Here is a 17,312-nt window from a genome sequence, read left to right as displayed (position 1 = left end):
ATTATAGACCTGTCTGCACGAGACTCCTGCGCCAAGACAGCATCCACAGCAACAGGTCTGCCCGATGTCCAAAACCCTCGCGCGTCATCTCAATCTCTCCGGCGCCAGCAATTTTCGCGACCTGGGGGGATACGTGACGCATGACGGCCGGACCGTGCGGTGGCGGCAGATCTTCCGCTCCAACCATCTGGCCCACCTCACCGAGCAGGACATCGCGGTCGTGCGCGGGCTCGGGGTCAAAAGCGCGTTCGATTTCCGCGGCGTCGCCGAGCGCGCCGAGGCGCTGTGCGGCATGACCGACGTCACCGTGCATTCGCTCCCCGTCGAGCCGACGGTCGTCGCCGCGCTGCGCGCGATCGCCGAGACCCGGCCGCTGTCGAAGGACGACGCGGTCGACGTGATGCGGGACTCCTATCGCGGCTATGTTCAGGACAACACCGAGCGCTACCGCACGCTGTTTGCCCATCTGCTGGAAGATCGCGCGCCGCTGGTGATCCACTGCACCGCCGGCAAGGACCGCACCGGCTTTGCCTGCGCGCTGATCCTGCACGCGCTCGGCGTGCCCGACGAGGTGATCGCGGACGACTATCTGCTCACCAACCAGTTCTACAAGCGCGATCCGTCCGCGACCTCCGAGCTTCCCGACCACGTCAGGCAGGTGCTCGGCACCGTGCAGGCCGCGTTTCTCAATGCTGCGTTCGAAGCGGTCGATGCCGACTACGGCAGCCTTGACGGCTATTTCCGTGATGGCCTCGGGCTCGGACAGGCCGAGCGCAAGGCGCTTGAAGGCCGCTATCTGCAAGCCTGATCAATTGGATTACGCCGCAGCCTCGAGCTCGAGCTCGGCATCAAGATCGGCAATGACGTCCTCGAAGGCGGAAATCGCCTGCTGGATCGCCGCGATCTGCATCAATTCCCAGCTGCTCACCGGTCCTTTGCGGTTCTGCAACGCCACCACGAGATCGCGCCGCTGCTCCTTAAGCTGAACGAGCGGTAAACCGTGATCCGGAAGATTTCCCATTCGCAAACCCCCTGCTTGGTCGAGGTTCCGCTTCTACGAAAAGGGTTCTGCAAACGACTTACAGAACTGCCGCGAATTTTAGCGATCACGCCATACCCCGTAGTCTTACGTAGTCAAGCGCGTTGGTGTGACGCGATCAGGATCCGGCGGACCTTGCTGCCTTCAGGATGGTGTCGCACAGACCGCGAGAGAGCCGCTGCGTGCTTGCATCGCTCTGGTGCAGCTTGGCTGAATCGGTCGGATCCAGCATCCGCTCAAACGAGATGTCGTTATGAACGTGCCAATGCCGCATCAGCGCCCAGCGGTGAAAAACGTTGACCTTCGCAAGCTCGGCCTTCTCCGAGATCAGCGCGACCATGCGTTCCGAAAGCTCTGCCTTGTCGTCGAGAAGCATGGCCGTGACATATTGCGGATCGATCAGCATGACATCCATCTTGGTCCGATCGGCACATAGAAGATCGAGCCCGGCCGCGATCTTTTGCGCCACGACGTCAATATCGTAGTCCTCCCGGTGAAAGACCGCGTTGGTGCCGACCTGCCAGATCACCAGCGTCGGCTCCAACGCAAAGATATCCTCCCGGAAGCGATCCAGTTCCTTGTCGGCTTCCTCGCCCCCGCGGCCGCGGTTGATGACATCGATCCGCGAATTGCCATCGGGCGCAGCATCACGCCTCAGATACATTTCCAGCCAATACGGATAAGGCAGAACATCCTCCCTGCCGGCCGTCGAGGACGATCCCATTGCGACGATCCTGATCGGACCGCCTTTGCCGATCGCCTCGGCGAGACAGGGAAAGGGATATTTGAAGCCGATCACATCGGCCGGCAGGTCTGCAGAGGCAAAACTATCAACCATTTGAAATACTCGCTCGTTGATACGATCTCTCGTTGTACCGGCCTATCTGGCCGTAAAACCCGCCGGCATTGCAAATGAATTCCGCCTGATCATAGTGGTCCCCTGCCATTTGCGGTTACGGAGACCACCATGAACGGAAAAGCCATCGTCATCACCGGCGCCCTCGGCGCGCTCGGCAAGGTGGTCGCCGACGAAGCTCTGGCGCGGGGCGCGCGCGTCGCCGGCCTCGACCATACCGCATCGACCGCGGCAGCAACGCCCGACCGCATCGAGCTCGGTAACGTCGATCTCACCGACGCGGCGCAGGCCAAGGCGGCGATCGACAAGGCAGCGGCGCATTTCGGCCGGCTCGACGCGCTGATCAACATCGCCGGCGGCTTCGTGTTCGAGGCTGTTACCGATGGCGATCCGAGAACCTGGCAGCGCATGTACGCCATGAACGTGATGACCGCGCTGAACACATCACAGGCCGCCATTCCCTATCTGGTCAAGTCCCGCGCCGGACGCATCATCAATATCGGCGCGCTGGGCGCGCTGCAGGCCGCCTCCGGCATGGGCCCCTACGCGGCGTCGAAGGCCGGCGTGCATCGCCTGACCGAGTCGCTCGCCGCCGAATTGAAGGGCAAGGTCACGGTGAACGCCGTGCTGCCCTCGATCATCGACACCGCGGCCAACCGTGCGGCGATGCCGAAAGCCGATATCTCCAAATGGGTGACGCCGAAAGAACTCGCCGACGTCATCCTGTTCCTCGCCTCCGACGCCGCCAGCGCCGTCACCGGCGCCCTGCTGCCGGTCAACGGACGGGTTTAGCTTCGCCGATGCATGTCAGGCGGCAGTGTAGCCGCCGTCGACCACATGCGAGGCGCCGGTCATGAAGGACGCCTTGTCCGAGCACATCCAGACCACGGCCTCCGCGATCTCCTCCGGTACGCCCAAACGGCGTACGGGCACCTTGGCCATGATCTCGTCGTAACGCTCGTCCATCGTCTCCTTGGTCATGGGCGTCTTGATGTAGCCGGGATTGACGCAATTCACCCGGATGCCGTCCTGGGCATATTCGACCGCCGCTGATTTGGTCAGCCCGACGACGCCGTGCTTGGTCGCGACATAGTGAGCCGAGGTGGCAAGGCCGATCAGCCCGGCGATCGAGGCCGTGTTGACGATCGCGCCGCCGCCGCCCTGCTTGAGCATCTGCGCGATCTCGTACTTCAGGCACAGGAACACGCCCATCAGGTTCACCGAGAACATTTTTGCCACGGTGGGCTGCGTCAGTTCGTGAATGCGCTGCCCGGGCGGGCCGACGGAACGCCCGGCGACACCGGCATTGTTGAATGCACAATCGATACGCCCGAACGCCGAGACCGTGCGCGCCACCATATTCGCGACAGCAGCCTCATCGGTGACATCGCCCTGGATCGCGATCGATTGGCCGCCGGCGGCGTTGACGAGAGCGACCGTCTCTTCGATTCCATCCTTCGAAAGGTCGGACACCGCCACGCGCGCGCCTTCGCGCGCCATCGCGATCGCGGTTGCCCGGCCGATGCCGGAGCCGCCGCCTGTCACTAGTGCCGCCTTTCCGTCCAGAATGCCTGTCATGAGAAACTCCTAGCGCTTTCCTTCGATTGCGACCTCGACCAAGTACGGCCGCTGGCTTGCAACAGCCGTTGCAACGGCGCCGGCGATGTCATCGGCCTTCTCGACCCTGACGGCCTCGACGCCCATGCCGGCTGCGAGATGCACGAAGTCGAGCGCCGGGCCGGCGATATCCATGTTCTGATAGGGATGCTGGGTGCCGGCTTCGAAATTCTGCCGCCAGAGATCCACATTGTGCTTGAGAATGCGGTACTCGCGGTTCGCAAGTACCACGAACACAATGGCAAGCTTGTGGTGCCCAGCCGTCCACAGCGCCTGGATCGCATACATCGCCGAGCCGTCGCCGGAGACGGCGACAACCGGACGGTCCGGCATCGCGACCTTGACGCCGATCGCGCCGGCCAGGCCCTGGCCGATGCCGCCACCACGGCCGCCGAAATAATCGCCGAAGCCGCGATAGTCGAACGCGCGCGCGAGATCGAGGCTCGCCGTGATGCTTTCATCGACGATGACGACATTGTCTGGCAAAGCGCGGCGAAGTTCCGCGGTGACGCGCGGCATCGAGCTGGGCTGCCTGTTCCAGCTCTTCTCGACCCGCGCGCGATAGGCGTTCTTTTCCTTCGCCTGCAATTCGGCGAGCGCGGCATTGCGGTTTTGCGCGGCCTGCTTGAACTCCGCACCCGCCTTGGCGCGCAACGCGTCGGTCAATGCACCGAGACTGACGGCGATGTCTCCGACGACGCCGGCATCGAGCCGGTTGTTGAGCGCGAGGCGCTCGGTCGAGGCTTCGATCTGCAGCAATGCCGCGCCATCGGGAATGTGGCCGCCGGGCGCAAACCAGATGTCCTCGAAGAACGGACCGCCGACGAGGAGCACGAGATCGGTATCGCCAAGCGCCTTGCGCACCTGCCGGGCGTCACCGGGCAGCGACTGACGATAGCTCGGATGGCCGGTCGGGAACGGCGCGTGATGCCGCAGCCCTTCGAACCACACCGTGGCGCCGATCGCTTCCGTGAGCGCCACCAGCGCCTGCACGCCGTCCGATCGCGCCACGTCGTCGCCGGCGATGATCGTTGGATTTTTCGACTTCAGCAGCAGCGCAGCCAGCGCCTCGATGCCTTCAGGATCGGGGCGCGTCGCGCGCCACAGATGATCCGGCGCCAGCACATCGACCGCTGTTTCCTGTTCCATGACGTCGATCGGCAGCGCCACGAACACCGGCCCCTGCGGCGCATCGGTCGCCACCTTGAACGCGCGTCGCATGATCGGTGCGATCTCGTCGGCGCGCTCGATCTGCACGCTCCACTTCGTGACTGGTGCTGCCATCGCAACGAGGTCGTGGCCGAGCAGTGGATTGTTCAGCCGCATCCGCGTGTCCTGCTGGCCGGCCGTCACGACCACGGGCGAATTCGCCTTCAGCGCGCCATAGAGCGAACCGATGCCGTTGCCGAGGCCCGGCGCGACATGCAGATTGGCGACGGTGACGCGCCCCGACGCCTGCGCGTAGAAACTCGCGGCGCTGACCGCGACGCCTTCATGCAGCGCCATGATGTATGCGAGTTGCGGAAATGCCGGCAGGCTGTCGAGCAGCGGCGTTTCGGTGGTGCCGGGGTTGCCGAAGATGTGACGCACACCGTGCGCCACGAACGATTCCATCAGCACGCGACGTCCACGCATTCGCTTCCTCTCGATTGTTTCTGATCCGTTTTCTGCATCATCTGCCGGGGAGCGACCCATGGCAACCGCGCGAGACGGTTCGCGCCCGCGCGGCCGGTTGCGTCTGCCGCATGGCTTTGGGCGAAGCCGAGCATTGGGCCGTGCCGGTCAATGGGCTGGGCGGCTCACCGGAATGCGGCCCGGACCTCGGCGATCGTCAGCGCCGGGGCCTGCAAATGGGGGAAATGCCCGACGCCCGCAAGAACCGTCAGTTCCGCGTGCAGTCTTTCGGCGAGCTCAACTCCCATCTGCTTGTTGATGTAGAGGTCCTGCTCGCCCCAGACCACCTTCACGGGTGTCTTGAGCCGGGTCAGTTGCGCTTCGAAGTGATCCTGGTCTCGGGTAAAGTGCGAGTAGTAATGCGCGAACGCGTCTGCCGTCGTCATCGCGCCCTGCATCCATCCGCGGGACATGTCGTCCTTGAATTCGCGCGCGACGTCGAAATGAGCTTCCTTGGGCAAGCCCCTTGTGAAAGTGTTTTCAAGGATCTCGTCGCGATTGCTGTTCAGGCTGGCGCGGACCTGGTCCATCGCAGGTCCCGCCTTCAGGCTTTGCAGGCTCGGATACATGAACTGCGGCCTGTTGAACGGGGCGAAATCGCCCACGATGATCGTTCTTGCGATATCGGGTTTTTCCACGGCCAGCAGCAGCGCCGGCAGCGCCCCGATATCGGTGGCGTAGATCGTCAGTTTCGATGTGTCGATGCCCGCCTTCTCGATATATCGATCCAGAACCCGCGCGTAGTCCCTGGGTGCATAGGAGAAGCGGTCGAGCGCTGGCCGTGACGAGAGGCCGTAGCCCGGCCAGTCGAAAGCGTGGACCTCGAAGTCACCAGCCAGCGCCGTGGCAATATCCTGCCAGGCGTACAGGGTTTCCGGAAACCCGTGCAGGAACAGCACGATCCCCTTGGGGTTCGCGTTGTGCAGAACCATTCGCCTGAGCGTGACGTCGTCGTCGATCTTGAAGACGTCGATCGCGTTGTCGATGACTGGCTGTGACATGATGCATATCCTTTCGACGTTGTTGCGCCCCTGCTCTGGTCGGCGTCCTGCTGCGCTCAAACGCGCGTCCGGTTCTACTTCTCGATTGCAGCTTTCGGCGTGTTCCGAAAGCTGATGGCCATGCGGTTGTAGGCGTTCATCAGACTGACCGCGATCGTGAGATCCACGAGCTCGCGCTCGTCGAACACCTCGCGGGCTGCCTGATACGCTTCATCCGGCACGTTGGTCGCGGCGACATGCGTCACCGTTTCGGCCCAGGCGAGCGCGGCGCGCTCGCGCGCATCGAAGAGATTGCCGGCCTCCCGCCACGCCTGCAGCAACGCGAGCTTTTCGATCTTCTCGCCCTTCTTGAGCAGATCGCGCGTGTGCATATCGAGGCAGTAGGCGCAGTTGTTGATCTGCGACACCCGCAGATAGACCAGATCGACCAGCACCGCAGGAAGTTTGCTCTGCATGATGTAGCCGTAGACGCCGCCCAGCGCTTTCATGCCCGCCGGCGCAACCTGATCGTAGTCGAGACGCTTGCTCATTTCGTGCTCCTTGAGGATGGATCCTGCTCGACTGTGGTCGTCGGCCTCTTTTCGTCGCTATCGACGACGAACACAGCGAGCAGCTTTGCGGGTTTCATGCGGTGCTGATGCGCACGCCGGTTCACTTGCGAACCACGGTTTTTAGCGAGTCGACGAACACCCAGAACGAGGCGGCGAACAGACCGATATCTTTCAGCAGGAACTGACCCGGCGCGACCGTGATCGCGGGAGCTCCGAGCTCCGGCACGATGACACCCGGCGTCGAGATCATGAAGCTGACGGTCGTGACGAACAGTCCGGCCGACAAAAGGCCGCCGGCTGCGGAGAACAGCGGGCTCGCCAATCGGAGCGCGATGAGCAGCCCGATGCTGAGCTCGACGAAGCCGAGGAAGGTCGAGAAGCCGCGCACCGAGAACACCGCGTAGAACCAGCTCAGTAGCGGGCTGTTCTCCACCAGCGGCACCAGGCCGTTGGCCTCGTAAGCGGTGAACTTCATGCCGCCGAACCAGGCGTAGATGATCGCGAGCGACACGTAGAGGCCGACCCGGCTGACCGGCTCGGCGGAAGCGAGCAGGCGTTCAGCGTGAAGGCGCCAGGGAATGGTTGCGTTCAGAGCCAGGACCGCTGGCGGAACCTGGGTGGCGGTACGAGCAATGGCAATTTCCGTTTTCATGGTACGTCTCCTTTGTTCAACCGGACGTGTGAGGGATTGCCGTCGCGCATCGGCGCGGCGGTCTCGGCATGTCCGGCTGGATGCCGAGGAGTACGTGTGTAACTCCGGGAGAGGCGTTGGCGTCGGCTAGACGCCTGCGCCCGCACGTCTGTGCAAATTGTAGCGAGGCGCCGGGATCGCGCTCGAGAGCCTGTCCGTCATGGCAAGGCGAGCCGCCTCATGACGATCCCACTCGGCCTTGTCGGGCAGCGACGGGATGGTGACGGTCTCGCCAAGGTCGAGACCCGCGAGCGCGGCATCGACCATGTCGCTGGCCGTCATCACGATCTGCGCCGGAAGCTGGTGAACCGGCGTGCCGGCGACATCCCAGAATTCGGTGGCCGTGGCGCCCGGCAGCACCGCCTGCACGCGCACGCCCTTGTCGGCGAGCTCATGACGCAGCGAATGGCTGAACGCGAGCACGAAGGCTTTGGTGCCGCCATAGACCCCGTTAAGCACCTCCGGCGCGATCGCAACGATCGATGCGATGTTGATGATCGTTCCGTTGCCGCGGGCGACAAATCCCGGGACGGCCGCATAGGTCAGCCGCGTCAGCGCCGTGACGTTGAGGCGGATCATGTGGTCCATCTTGTCGATGTCGGAGCCGAGCAGCGGGCCCGAGGCGCCGACGCCGGCGTTGTTGACCAGCACCGAGATGCCGGCATTGCTGCGAAGGATGTCCTGAACGCGCTGCAGGTCGGCCGCCGACGTGAGATCGGCCTCGACCGTCTCCACTTTCCGGCCGGTCTCATTGGCGAGCCGGCGCGCGAGCGATCCCAGCCGCCGCCGGTTGCGCGCGACAAGAATGAGGTCGTGGCCGCGCCTTGCCAGACGATCAGCGTAGATCGCGCCGATGCCGGCGGATGCACCGGTGATAAGGGCGGTGCCGGGGGCCTGGGTCATGTTCCATCTCCATTGAGCGGGTTTCTGCCGTCGCGGTGATGGATAGGCCATTCCGAAACTGATCGGTATCTGGCAATATTGGGAGACATTCTTCCAAGAAATGGAAGTAACAGAATGGATCGGTTCGAGGGAATGTCGATCGTCGTGGCGGTGGCCGAAGCCGGAAGCCTGACCGCTGCGGCACGTCGGCAGAACATGCCGCTGGCGACCGTGAGCCGCAAAGTGTCGGAGCTGGAAGCGCATCTGCGCACCAAGCTGTTCAATCGGACGACCCGCGCCTTTGTCCCGACGGACGCAGGGCTCTCCTACATTGCCGCGGCCAAGCGAATCCTTGCCGACGTCTCGGAAGCCGAGCGCATCGTTTCCGGCGAGTACACGACGCCACGAGGAGAGCTGAGTGTCTCGACGCTCGTCGCGCTCGGGCGGTTGTGTCTGCAGCCGATCCTGTCGGATTTTTTGAAGACGTTCCCGGAAGTGGACGTCCATCTCAATCTGCAGGACCGGACCGTCAATCTTCTGGAAGAGCACATCGACGTCGCGCTACGCGTGGGCCATCTCGCCGACAGCAGCCTGATCGCGGTCCGCGTCGGGGAAATCCACCGCGTGGTGTGCGCCAGCGCGGCCTATCTGGAAGCGCGCGGAACGCCCAAAACGCCTGATGACCTGCTGGCGCACGACTGCATCAGCTATCCGCCGATGCAGTCGCCATCGACCTGGCGATTCAAGCGAGGCCGGACCGACTATGTAGTCCCGGTTCGGTCGCGCTTCGTTGCGAGCAATCTCGAGTCGGCCTGCGATGCCGTGCGCGCAGGCCTCGGGATCACCGAGGGCTTCTCCTATCTCCTGGCACGCTCGGTCGATTCGAAGGAGCTCGTTCCGCTGCTGCAGGATTTTCAGCCGCCGCCGCAACCGGTCAACTTCGTGTACTCGCCCAATCGGTTCATGCCGGCCAAATTGCGCGCGTTTCTCGACTTCGCGGTGCCCCGTCTCAGGGAGCGCCTCGCCGTGCCAAAAGACGTGGTCAGATCGCCACAAGCTTCCTGAGCACCGCGCCAAAGCGGATGCTGCGCTTGCCGGCGAGCGCGGTGGCTTCGCCGACCGCGCCACCGGCGTCGTAGGTGCCGGAGAAACCGATGCCGACTTCCTTGCCGCCGAACACCGGACGCTCGCCCTGGCTCGGCGTGTGCTCGTGGTTGATGAGTTCGCCCTTCCAGCGGCCGCCGGCGCTCTGATAGGCGCCGAGATAGGCGAAGAACGCGTCGCCGCCGCGGATGCTGCCGTCGTGCAGCAGCATCAGGCCGGTGTTGCCGGCGTTGATGCCGTCGAGCATGCGGATGGTCAGGGAATAGAATCCGTTGACGATGCCGTCGGCGCCGCCGGGGCGCGCCGGTGGCGCCGACGCCTCGCTCAGCGCGGTCATGATCGCCGTGACCTCGCCGCCGAGCAGCGGCGTGCGTCCGGCGAGGCGATAACCCTCTCCGTCGCGCGCTCCCTGCAACACAAAGGGCGCCACGCCGTCGAGCGGCCGGTAGTCGCCGGTGGTATTGCGCAACACGCCGGTGATCTCGAAGCCAGGTGCTTGATCCGCTCCAAGGGCGCGCCCGGTGAAGGCATAGCCGCCATTGCCGCCGAAGATCCTGCCGTCGCGCGCGATCACGACGCCGCGGCCGAAACCGCGCGCACTGGTCACCTCGACCTTGTAGAGCCCATCCTGCATGGCGCGATCAGTCGGGTATCAGCAGCCGCAGCTTCGACCTGAAGCGGATGCTCTGCTTGCCGGCGAGCGCGATGCCCTCGCTTTCAGCGGTCTCGTCGGTATAGGTGCCGGTAAATCCGATGGTGACGATCTTGCGTTCCCACACCGGGCGCTCGCCATAGGTCGGCGAGTGCTCCTGGTTGGTGACCTCCCCCTTCCACTTGCCGTTGTCGGCCGTGTAGCTGCCATAGGCGAAAAAGAACGAGTCGCCGCCGCGCAGCTGGCCGTCACGCACCACCATGACGCCCTGGTTGCCGCCCGTGACGCCATCGAGGAATTCGACGGTGATGTGATAGAGCCCGTTCCGGATCATGGAGTGACGCGCCTTGTCCCGGCCGGACAATAGCCGTTTGGCCGTGACTTGAGCAATTCGGGGTGGGCAAATTCCGGAGGGGTCGGGAGCCCCCATTCCGGGCTATGCTGCTGCGATGAGTCGCGGCCGAAGGCGCCGCCGGAGCCTGCCGTTGGAAACCGCGCTTTATCTGCCCGTCAAACGCTTTCTCGAAAAGCTCGGCTTCACGGTCAAGGGCGAGATCGGCGGCTGCGATCTGGTGGCGCTGAGCGACGGCGATCCGCCGGTGGTCGTGGTCGGGGAACTCAAGCTTGCCTTCAATCTCGAACTGATTCTGCAGGCGGTCGACCGCGCCGCCGCCGCCGACGAGGTCTGGATCGCGGCAAAAATCTCCGCCCGCGGCAAGGGCCGCGAGAGCGATGCGCGCTATCGCAATCTGTGCCGCCGGCTCGGCTTCGGCATGCTCGGCGTTACCGCCACCGGCGATGTCGCGGTGCTGGTGAAGCCGCCGACCGCAGCGATCAGGCGCAATCCCAAGAAGCGCTCACGGCTGATCGCCGAGCACCAGAAGCGCAAGGGCGATCCGGTAGAGGGCGGCTCGACCCGCGCGCCGATCATGACCGCGTACCGGCAGCAGGCGCTGGCCTGCGCCTCGGCGCTGTCGGATGGTCCGCGGCCGGTGCGCGAGCTGCGCGCCGCCATTCCCGACGCGGGCAAGATCCTGCTGCACAATGTCTATGGCTGGTTCGATCGGGCCGAGCGCGGCATCTATGTGCTGACTGACGCCGGCCGCGCCGCGCTGAAACGCTGGCCGCAGCAGCCGGTCGAGCTGAGAGACGCGGCGGCAGCCACACCGTAATCCACAACACGCATTGGGGGACCGTCATGATCGTCGTCACCGGAAGCGTCACCGCCCGCCCCGACAGCTTCGACGAAGTCCGCCGGCTCAGCCTCGAGCACGTCCATCGCTCGCGCGGCGAGCCCGGCTGCATCTCGCACGCGGTCCATGTCGATTGCGAGAACCCGCTCAGGCTGGTGTTTTTCGAGCAATGGGCCGACCGCGCCGCGCTGGCTGCCCATTTTGCAGTCCCCGCCTCGCGCGAATTCGTCCGCTCCTTGCAATCACTCGCGGCAAGCGCCGCCGCCATCGAACTTTATGACGCTCACAAGATTGAGAGACTTTAGCTTGCATGGCTGGATTGCCATCCCACATTCATATTGCAATGCAACATTGGGCACCTTACGTATCTCCCCGCGATTCAAAGATGAGGCTGCGATGAGCGGAGACTGGAACACCAAGTACGGCACACGGCGCGTGCGGCACGATCCGCCGACGCTGGAAGAGGCAATCTTCGCGGCCGTCGGCATCACCGAGGACGTGGAAGCCCAGGCTGAGATCGCTTCGGCGCTGATGGGTCTGCCCTATGACGAGGTGCTGGCCGAGGTGAAGAAGACCGCGCGCGTCAGCGCCCGTACCGGCACCGCGACCCGCGTGATCGCCGGCGAACAGGGCGCGCAGCGCTCCGTCGTGGTCGAGCGCCGCGTGGTCCGCCGCATCCTGCCCGCCAAGCGCACCGGCACCTGAAGTTTGAGCGTGATCTTGGTCGGAAAACCGCCTCGCACTTTTCCGGATCATGCATGAAGCAAACCAACCGATCGTTGAAAAAGAAAGGGCAACTCGCTGAGCGAGTTGCCCTTTTTGTTTTCTGTGCTCAACAATCCGCTCAGGCCGCGCGGCCCCAGCCGGACATCTGCATCACCATCCGCCAATAGGCGCGGTTCATGTCGACGATCGCGCGCGCGGCCTCGACCGGCGTGACCGCGGCCGGAGCCGCAGCCGGCGCCGGTTCGGGCTGGCTCTGCTCGGTCAGGTCGATGCTGCCGGTCGATTCGCCGTGACGGAACGTCAGCTGCGCACCGAACTTGGTGGCGAGCGCCCGCATCGCGTCGTTCTGCGCACCGGTGGTGATGCGCAAATTGGTGTAGCCCTTGGCATGCGCCTCCGCGATCAGCTTGCGGAACAGGATGCTGCCGACGCCCTTGCGCCGGACCGAGCGTTCCACGCTGAAGGCGATCTCGGGCTGGGCGTCCGGCGACTGCTCCGGCGGATGCAGCTCGGCCGCGCCGCGGACCACGCCGTCCTCGAAATAGGCGATGATGACGGTGCCGTCATTGGCGCACCGCTCGGCATAACGGCCGATGAAACTGTCATCGATGAAGCCATGAAAGCGGTCATGCCGGCTGGTCTTGTCCAGCCTCAGCAGATGATCGCGCAGCAGAGGAAGTTCCTCCTGCTGGCTCAACGTCCGGACCGTACCCTTGAGGGAGGTCGAACGGATGGAATTGCGGTTCATTTCATAACTCCTCTTGGTAGCCCTCGAGGAGGCGTCGAGTCCCTAGCAGGCTCTATATTGTGCGTCGCACCATATAATTCAAGTATTCAGATTCATTTAAGTACACCATAAGGTGATCGGGAACTCAGATTGAATGCCTCACTATAATACCATTTGCGTTTGAGTCACGAGCGCAACCAGCTTGCCATCCTCGGTTTCCAGCCGGGTCTGCCAGACTTGGGTCCGCCGCCCGCGGTGGACCGGGGTGGCGGTGGCGATGACCGTGGTTCCCTCCTTGGCGCCGCCAATGAAGTTGGTCTTGCTCTCCAGGGTCGTGGTGCCCTTGGCGTCCTCCGGCAGGTTGATCACGGTGGCGGCGGCGCCGACCGAGTCGGCCAGCGCCATCACGGCGCCGCCGTGAATGGTGTGATGGAGGGTGCAGAGATCCGGCCGAACCAGCATTCTGGCGACCACGCGATCCTTATCGGCCTCGGTGAAGGTGATGCCCTTCAGTTCCGCAAACGGCATCTTCATCGACTGGATCTTTTCGAGCGGCGTCATCAGGTCCTCCGGTTTTCTCCGGGCGTCGTACGTGGGCTTGACCCGCATATCCATCACCCTTCGCAAGAGCTTTCTTGGCATGATGGATTGCCGGGTCGAGCCCGGCAATGACGTGTGAGGTAATGGCGGCCATAACCTTATCGCCCCCATGACAACGCGCCGCCAAGTCTGCATATGGACTCGATGCGCGACTTCCCTCCCCGCCGGATCGTCTGCCTGACCGAGGAGACGGTCGAGACGCTGTACCTGCTCGGCGAGCAGGACCGCATCGTCGGCGTCTCCGGCTATGCGGTGCGACCGCCACAGGTGCGACGCGAGAAGCCGCGCGTCTCGGCCTTCATCTCCGCCGATATTCCAAAGATCCTCGCGCTCGATCCCGACCTCGTGCTCGCCTTCTCCGACCTGCAGGCGGACATCGTCGCCGACCTCATCCGTGCCGGCGTCGCCGTCCACGTCTTCAACCAGCGCGACCTCGCCGGCATTTTTGCGATGATCCGCACCCTCGGTGCGATGGTCGGCGCCGCCGACCGCGCCGACCAGCTGGCGCAACGGTTCGAGCTCCGGCTGGCCGAGATCGCGGCGACGCCGCGGCCCGGGCCGCGCCCAAAAGTCTATTTCGAGGAATGGGACGATCCCCTGATCAGCGGCATCGGCTGGGTGTCCGAGCTGATCGAGATCGCCGGCGGCGAGGACGTGCTGCCGCATCTGCGGGCGCAGAAGGCGGCCAGGGATCGCATCATCGCGCCGGATGTCGTGCGCGCGGCGGCGCCCGACGTGATCCTGGCATCCTGGTGCGGCAAGAAGGTCGTGCCCGACCGCATCAGGGCGCGCGACGGCTGGAGCGATATTCCGGCGGTGCGCAACAACCGTATCGTCGAGATCAAGTCGCCGATCATCCTGCAGCCCGGCCCGGCCGCGCTGACCGTCGGGCTCGACGCGATCGTGCAGGCGTTGTGGCCGCAGCAGTGACTGCTCCAAGCCGCCTGGCTGCTCACGTCACCGCATTCACGACCTGATGTTCCGGCCGGCGCCACAGCTCGCCATTGATCACCTCCTCGATGATCTCGGCGGCCCTCATCACCTCGGCTTCACCGATATAGAGCGGCGTGATGCCGAAGCGCATGATATCGGGCGCCCGGAAATCGCCGATCACGCCGCGCGCGATCAGCGCCTGCATCGCGGCATAGCCGCCTGCGAAGGCAAATGAAACTTGCGACCCGCGCTGCTCATGCGGGCGCGGCGTCACCAGCTTGAGCGACGGGCAGCGCCGGGCGAGCTCATCGATCAGCAAGTCGCCGAGCGCCAGCGAGCGCGCGCGGACTTCGCCGATGTCGACGCGGTCCCAGATGTCGAGCGATGCCTCGAGCGCAGCCATCGCCAGCACCGGCGGCGTGCCGACGCGCATGCGCTCGACGCCGCCGGCAGGCTGATAACCGAGATCGAAGGCGAACGGCTTTGCGTGCCCCATCCAGCCCGACAGCGCGGCACGCGCCTGATCGGCATGGCGCGGCGCGACGTAGAGGAAGGCCGGCGCGCCGGGGCCGCCATTGAGATATTTGTAGGTGCAGCCGGCGGCGAAATCGGCGCCGACTCCGGCGAGGTCGACCGGCAATGCGCCGGCCGAATGCGCGAGATCCCAGACCGTGACGATGCCGAGCGCATGCGCCTTCGCGGTCAGCGCCTTCATGTCGTGGCGGCGTCCGCTGCGGTAGTCCACCTCGGTCAAATAGAGCACCGCAACGTCGTCGGACAGCGCGGCCTCGACCTGCTCCGGCTCCGCCAGCCGCAATTGATGGCCGCGCCCGAGCGTCGCGATCAGCCCCTCCGCCATATAGAGATCGGTCGGGAAGTTGCCGCTGTCGGAGAGGATGACCTTGCGCTCGCGGTTCATGTCGAGCGCGGAGGCAAGCGCCTGATAGACCTTGAGCGACAGCGTGTCGCCCATCATCACCGTGCCAGGCTCGGCGCCGATCAGGCGCGCGATGCGATCGCCGACGCGGCGTGGCTGCACGTACCAGCCGGCGGTGTTCCAGGCGCGAATCAGTTCATCGCCCCACTCCGCCGTGATGACATGCGCCACCCGGCCGGCAGCGCCGAGCGGCAGCGCACCGAGCGAGTTGCCGTCGAGATAGACCACACCAGCGGGCAGATGGAACATGGCCCTGGTGTCGTGGTAGACCCGCAGTTGCGATGTCGCTTCGGTCATGGCTCCTCGCTCAAAGGATGGTGCGGACGCGCCACAACTCGGGAAACAGCTCGACCTCCAGCATCCGCTTGAGATAGCTGACCCCACCGGTGCCGCCGGTGCCGCGCTTAAAGCCGATGACGCGTTCCACCGTCGTCACGTGATTGAAGCGCCAGCGGCGAAAATAATCCTCGAAGTCGACCAGCTTCTCGGCGAGCTCGTAGAGCATCCAGTTCGGTTCGGGAGCCTCATAGACGCGGCGCCAGGCCTGCAGCACGCCCTCGTCGAAGCGATGGGTTTCGCGCACGTCGCGTGACAGCACGGCCGCGGGCATCGTCAGCCCCTTGCGGTCGGCCAGCCGCAGCACCTCGTCATAAAGGCTCGGCGTGGCGAGCTCGGCCTCGAGCAACGCCATCACCTCGGCATCGTGCGCGTGCGGCTTCAGCATCGCTTCGTTGCGATTGCCGAGCAGATATTCGATCAGCCGGTACTGAAACGACTGGAAGCCCGAGGACTGCCCGAGCCGCGAACGGAAACGGGTGTATTCGCTGGGCGTCATGGTGCGCAGCACGTCCCAGGCGTTGTTCAACTGCTCGAAAATGCGCGAGACGCGCGCCAGCATCTTCATCGCCGGCGCCACCTCGTCGCTCGCAATGGCATGCCTGGCGGCGCGCAGCTCGTGGATGGCGAGCCGCATCCACAATTCGGAGGTCTGATGCTGGATGATGAACAGCATCTCGTCATGCGAATCCGACAGCGGATGCTGGGCGCCGAGCAGCGCGTCGAGGTGCAGATAGTCGCCATACGACATCTTGCGGGCAAACTCGGTCTCGGCGCCCTCGCTCGCGGGATCGTAGTTGCTGCTCATGAGACCTCCTTCCAAACGGATCGCGGCGCTCAATCAAGGCCGACAAGGCATCTTGTAATGGCGGAGGATGGATCCTTCAGCCCGTCGACAACGGTAAAATGGTTATGCCCGGCCTCGACGACGAGGCGGGTGTCGACGTCGAAGCCGGTCCAGATGTTGGCCATCAACTCTGCCTGGCGGATGAACTCCGGACGCTCGTTGCCGCCGACCCAGGCGGTGAGCGGCGATTGCCCGCGCGGCAGCCGCAAGGCGGCGCTTTCGCGCGTTGCCTCGTCGATGCTCATCCCGAGCGTGTCGTTCATTTTTGTCTTCAGCAGCGGCCGCAGATCATGCAGACCGCTGATCGACAGCGTCGCCGCGATCCTGTCGTAGACCGCAGCCTCGAGCCGATCGTCATCACACAGCATGCGGGTGACGAGATGGCCGCCTGCGGAATGGCCTGCGAGCCTGATCGGACCGGAGACCTGCGCCGCAGCCGAGGCAATCGCCGCGGCGATCTCGGCTGTCATCTCGGAGATGCGGGCGGCCGGTGCCAGCGTGTAACTCGGCAGCGCCACCGTCCAGCCATGGCTTCGCGCGCCTTCCGCGAGATCGGTCCATGACGATTTGTCGAACCGCATCCAGTAGCCGCCGTGGACGAACACGACCAGGCCCTTGCTGGCGCCGTCCGGCAGGATCAGATCGAGACGCTGCCGCTCGCCCGGTCCGTAGGCGATATCGGGCTTGAATGATTTGAGGCGAGCGCGATAGGCGGCCGCGCGCTCCGCCCACCACGCCGGCAGCTTGTCCGATCCCGGTATGTGCGCCGAGTTGGCGTAGCTATCATCCCAATCGCGCATGGTGGCTCCCCGAGGACTCGACGGTGCTCGGGCAGCACATTGCCACGGGCCGGGCTCACCGCCCAGCCTTTATTTTAAACCTAAAGCATCGACGCACGCCACTCGGGCGAAGCACCCGTGGAACACCGCGCCCGCGGGACGACGAC

Annotated in this window: 22 protein-coding genes; 7 read left to right on the top strand and 15 right to left on the bottom strand. The window is 64.5% G+C overall.

Features of this window, described 5'->3' with window-relative positions; translation table 11 throughout:
- Positions 1–64: 64 nt before the first annotated feature.
- Positions 65–808 carry a tyrosine-protein phosphatase gene (locus XH93_RS19635; RefSeq protein ID WP_194474808.1) on the top strand — a complete coding sequence of 248 codons (744 nt, stop codon included), beginning with the start codon at positions 65–67 and terminating at the stop codon, positions 806–808.
- A gap of 9 nt (positions 809–817) precedes the next feature.
- Here the strand turns inward: XH93_RS19635 and XH93_RS19630 are convergent, their stop codons facing one another.
- A complete protein-coding gene (locus XH93_RS19630) occupies positions 818–1,021 on the bottom strand; it encodes a hypothetical protein (protein ID WP_139484072.1) in 204 nt (67 codons plus the stop codon).
- A gap of 136 nt (positions 1,022–1,157) precedes the next feature.
- A complete protein-coding gene (locus tag XH93_RS19625; protein ID WP_194474807.1) occupies positions 1,158–1,877 on the bottom strand; it encodes an SGNH/GDSL hydrolase family protein in 720 nt (239 codons plus the stop codon).
- A gap of 129 nt (positions 1,878–2,006) precedes the next feature.
- Here XH93_RS19625 and fabG point away from each other — a divergent pair, with 129 nt between their 5' ends.
- Positions 2,007–2,687, top strand: coding sequence for a 3-oxoacyl-ACP reductase FabG (gene fabG / locus XH93_RS19620; RefSeq protein WP_139862217.1), 681 nt, complete (start codon positions 2,007–2,009; stop codon positions 2,685–2,687).
- A gap of 15 nt (positions 2,688–2,702) precedes the next feature.
- Here the strand turns inward: fabG and XH93_RS19615 are convergent, their stop codons facing one another.
- The 6 genes from XH93_RS19615 to XH93_RS19590 form a co-directional block, all read right to left on the bottom strand.
- A complete protein-coding gene (locus tag XH93_RS19615) occupies positions 2,703–3,473 on the bottom strand; it encodes an SDR family NAD(P)-dependent oxidoreductase (RefSeq protein ID WP_194474806.1) in 771 nt (256 codons plus the stop codon).
- Positions 3,474–3,482: 9 nt separating this feature from the next.
- The gene (locus XH93_RS19610; RefSeq protein WP_194474805.1) at positions 3,483–5,147 is read right to left on the bottom strand and encodes a thiamine pyrophosphate-binding protein; all 1,665 of its coding nucleotides are present in this window, start codon (positions 5,145–5,147) and stop codon (positions 3,483–3,485) included.
- Positions 5,148–5,311: 164 nt separating this feature from the next.
- Positions 5,312–6,187, bottom strand: a complete 876-nt coding sequence (locus XH93_RS19605) for an alpha/beta fold hydrolase (protein ID WP_194475236.1) — start codon at positions 6,185–6,187, stop codon at positions 5,312–5,314.
- A gap of 74 nt (positions 6,188–6,261) precedes the next feature.
- Positions 6,262–6,717: a carboxymuconolactone decarboxylase family protein gene (locus XH93_RS19600; protein ID WP_194474804.1), complete on the bottom strand. Its 456-nt coding sequence runs from the start codon at positions 6,715–6,717 to the stop codon at positions 6,262–6,264.
- 121 nt (positions 6,718–6,838) lie between these two features.
- Positions 6,839–7,390 (bottom strand): YkgB family protein, encoded by a 552-nt coding sequence (locus XH93_RS19595; RefSeq protein ID WP_194474803.1) that lies wholly within the window; start codon positions 7,388–7,390, stop codon positions 6,839–6,841.
- Positions 7,391–7,516: 126 nt separating this feature from the next.
- Complete coding sequence (locus XH93_RS19590; protein ID WP_139862222.1) at positions 7,517–8,332, bottom strand: SDR family oxidoreductase; 816 nt, start codon at positions 8,330–8,332, stop codon at positions 7,517–7,519.
- A 144-nt stretch (positions 8,333–8,476) separates the two neighbouring features.
- On the opposite strand from XH93_RS19590, the gene XH93_RS19585 reads away from it, so the two are divergent.
- On the top strand, positions 8,477–9,376 hold the full coding sequence (locus tag XH93_RS19585) for a LysR family transcriptional regulator (protein WP_371815091.1): 900 nt from the start codon (positions 8,477–8,479) through the stop codon (positions 9,374–9,376).
- Here XH93_RS19585 and XH93_RS19580 read toward each other — a convergent pair.
- Positions 9,354–10,049, bottom strand: coding sequence for a hypothetical protein (locus XH93_RS19580; RefSeq protein ID WP_194474801.1), 696 nt, complete (start codon positions 10,047–10,049; stop codon positions 9,354–9,356). The genes XH93_RS19585 and XH93_RS19580 overlap by 23 nt on opposite strands.
- 7 nt (positions 10,050–10,056) lie before the next feature.
- Positions 10,057–10,401, bottom strand: a complete 345-nt coding sequence (locus XH93_RS19575; protein WP_139484081.1) for a hypothetical protein — start codon at positions 10,399–10,401, stop codon at positions 10,057–10,059.
- 151 nt (positions 10,402–10,552) lie between these two features.
- Here XH93_RS19575 and XH93_RS19570 point away from each other — a divergent pair, with 151 nt between their 5' ends.
- From XH93_RS19570 to XH93_RS19560, 3 genes are all read left to right on the top strand, one after another.
- Positions 10,553–11,239 (top strand): DUF2161 domain-containing phosphodiesterase, encoded by a 687-nt coding sequence (locus tag XH93_RS19570; RefSeq protein ID WP_194474800.1) that lies wholly within the window; start codon positions 10,553–10,555, stop codon positions 11,237–11,239.
- A 26-nt stretch (positions 11,240–11,265) separates the two neighbouring features.
- Entirely contained in the window at positions 11,266–11,565 is a 300-nt protein-coding gene (locus XH93_RS19565) for a putative quinol monooxygenase (RefSeq protein ID WP_139484083.1), read from the top strand.
- Between the two features lie 91 nt (positions 11,566–11,656).
- A complete protein-coding gene (locus tag XH93_RS19560; protein ID WP_139484084.1) occupies positions 11,657–11,965 on the top strand; it encodes a hypothetical protein in 309 nt (102 codons plus the stop codon).
- 139 nt (positions 11,966–12,104) lie between these two features.
- Here the strand turns inward: XH93_RS19560 and XH93_RS19555 are convergent, their stop codons facing one another.
- Both XH93_RS19555 and XH93_RS19550 read right to left on the bottom strand, forming a co-directional pair.
- Positions 12,105–12,734, bottom strand: coding sequence for a GNAT family N-acetyltransferase (locus XH93_RS19555; protein WP_194474799.1), 630 nt, complete (start codon positions 12,732–12,734; stop codon positions 12,105–12,107).
- Between the two features lie 141 nt (positions 12,735–12,875).
- Positions 12,876–13,274 carry a PaaI family thioesterase gene (locus tag XH93_RS19550; protein WP_194474798.1) on the bottom strand — a complete coding sequence of 133 codons (399 nt, stop codon included), beginning with the start codon at positions 13,272–13,274 and terminating at the stop codon, positions 12,876–12,878.
- Positions 13,275–13,457: 183 nt separating this feature from the next.
- Here XH93_RS19550 and XH93_RS19545 point away from each other — a divergent pair, with 183 nt between their 5' ends.
- On the top strand, positions 13,458–14,243 hold the full coding sequence (locus XH93_RS19545) for a cobalamin-binding protein (protein WP_194474797.1): 786 nt from the start codon (positions 13,458–13,460) through the stop codon (positions 14,241–14,243).
- 22 nt (positions 14,244–14,265) lie between these two features.
- Here the strand turns inward: XH93_RS19545 and kynU are convergent, their stop codons facing one another.
- The 3 genes from kynU to XH93_RS19530 are packed head-to-tail and all read right to left on the bottom strand — an operon-like array spanning position 14,266 to position 17,166.
- Positions 14,266–15,480, bottom strand: a complete 1,215-nt coding sequence (gene kynU / locus XH93_RS19540; protein ID WP_194474796.1) for a kynureninase — start codon at positions 15,478–15,480, stop codon at positions 14,266–14,268.
- A 10-nt stretch (positions 15,481–15,490) separates the two neighbouring features.
- On the bottom strand, positions 15,491–16,327 hold the full coding sequence (gene kynA, locus XH93_RS19535) for a tryptophan 2,3-dioxygenase (protein WP_194474795.1): 837 nt from the start codon (positions 16,325–16,327) through the stop codon (positions 15,491–15,493).
- Positions 16,328–16,356: 29 nt separating this feature from the next.
- Positions 16,357–17,166, bottom strand: coding sequence for an alpha/beta hydrolase (locus XH93_RS19530; protein WP_194474794.1), 810 nt, complete (start codon positions 17,164–17,166; stop codon positions 16,357–16,359).
- Positions 17,167–17,312 lie beyond the last annotated feature (146 nt).

This window comes from Bradyrhizobium sp. CCBAU 51753 (assembly GCF_015291565.1).
GTDB classification, from domain to species: Bacteria; Pseudomonadota; Alphaproteobacteria; order Rhizobiales; family Xanthobacteraceae; genus Bradyrhizobium; species Bradyrhizobium ivorense.
The sequence above is the reverse complement of the archived record's forward strand: the minus strand, read 5'-3'. Positions and strand labels throughout refer to the sequence as shown.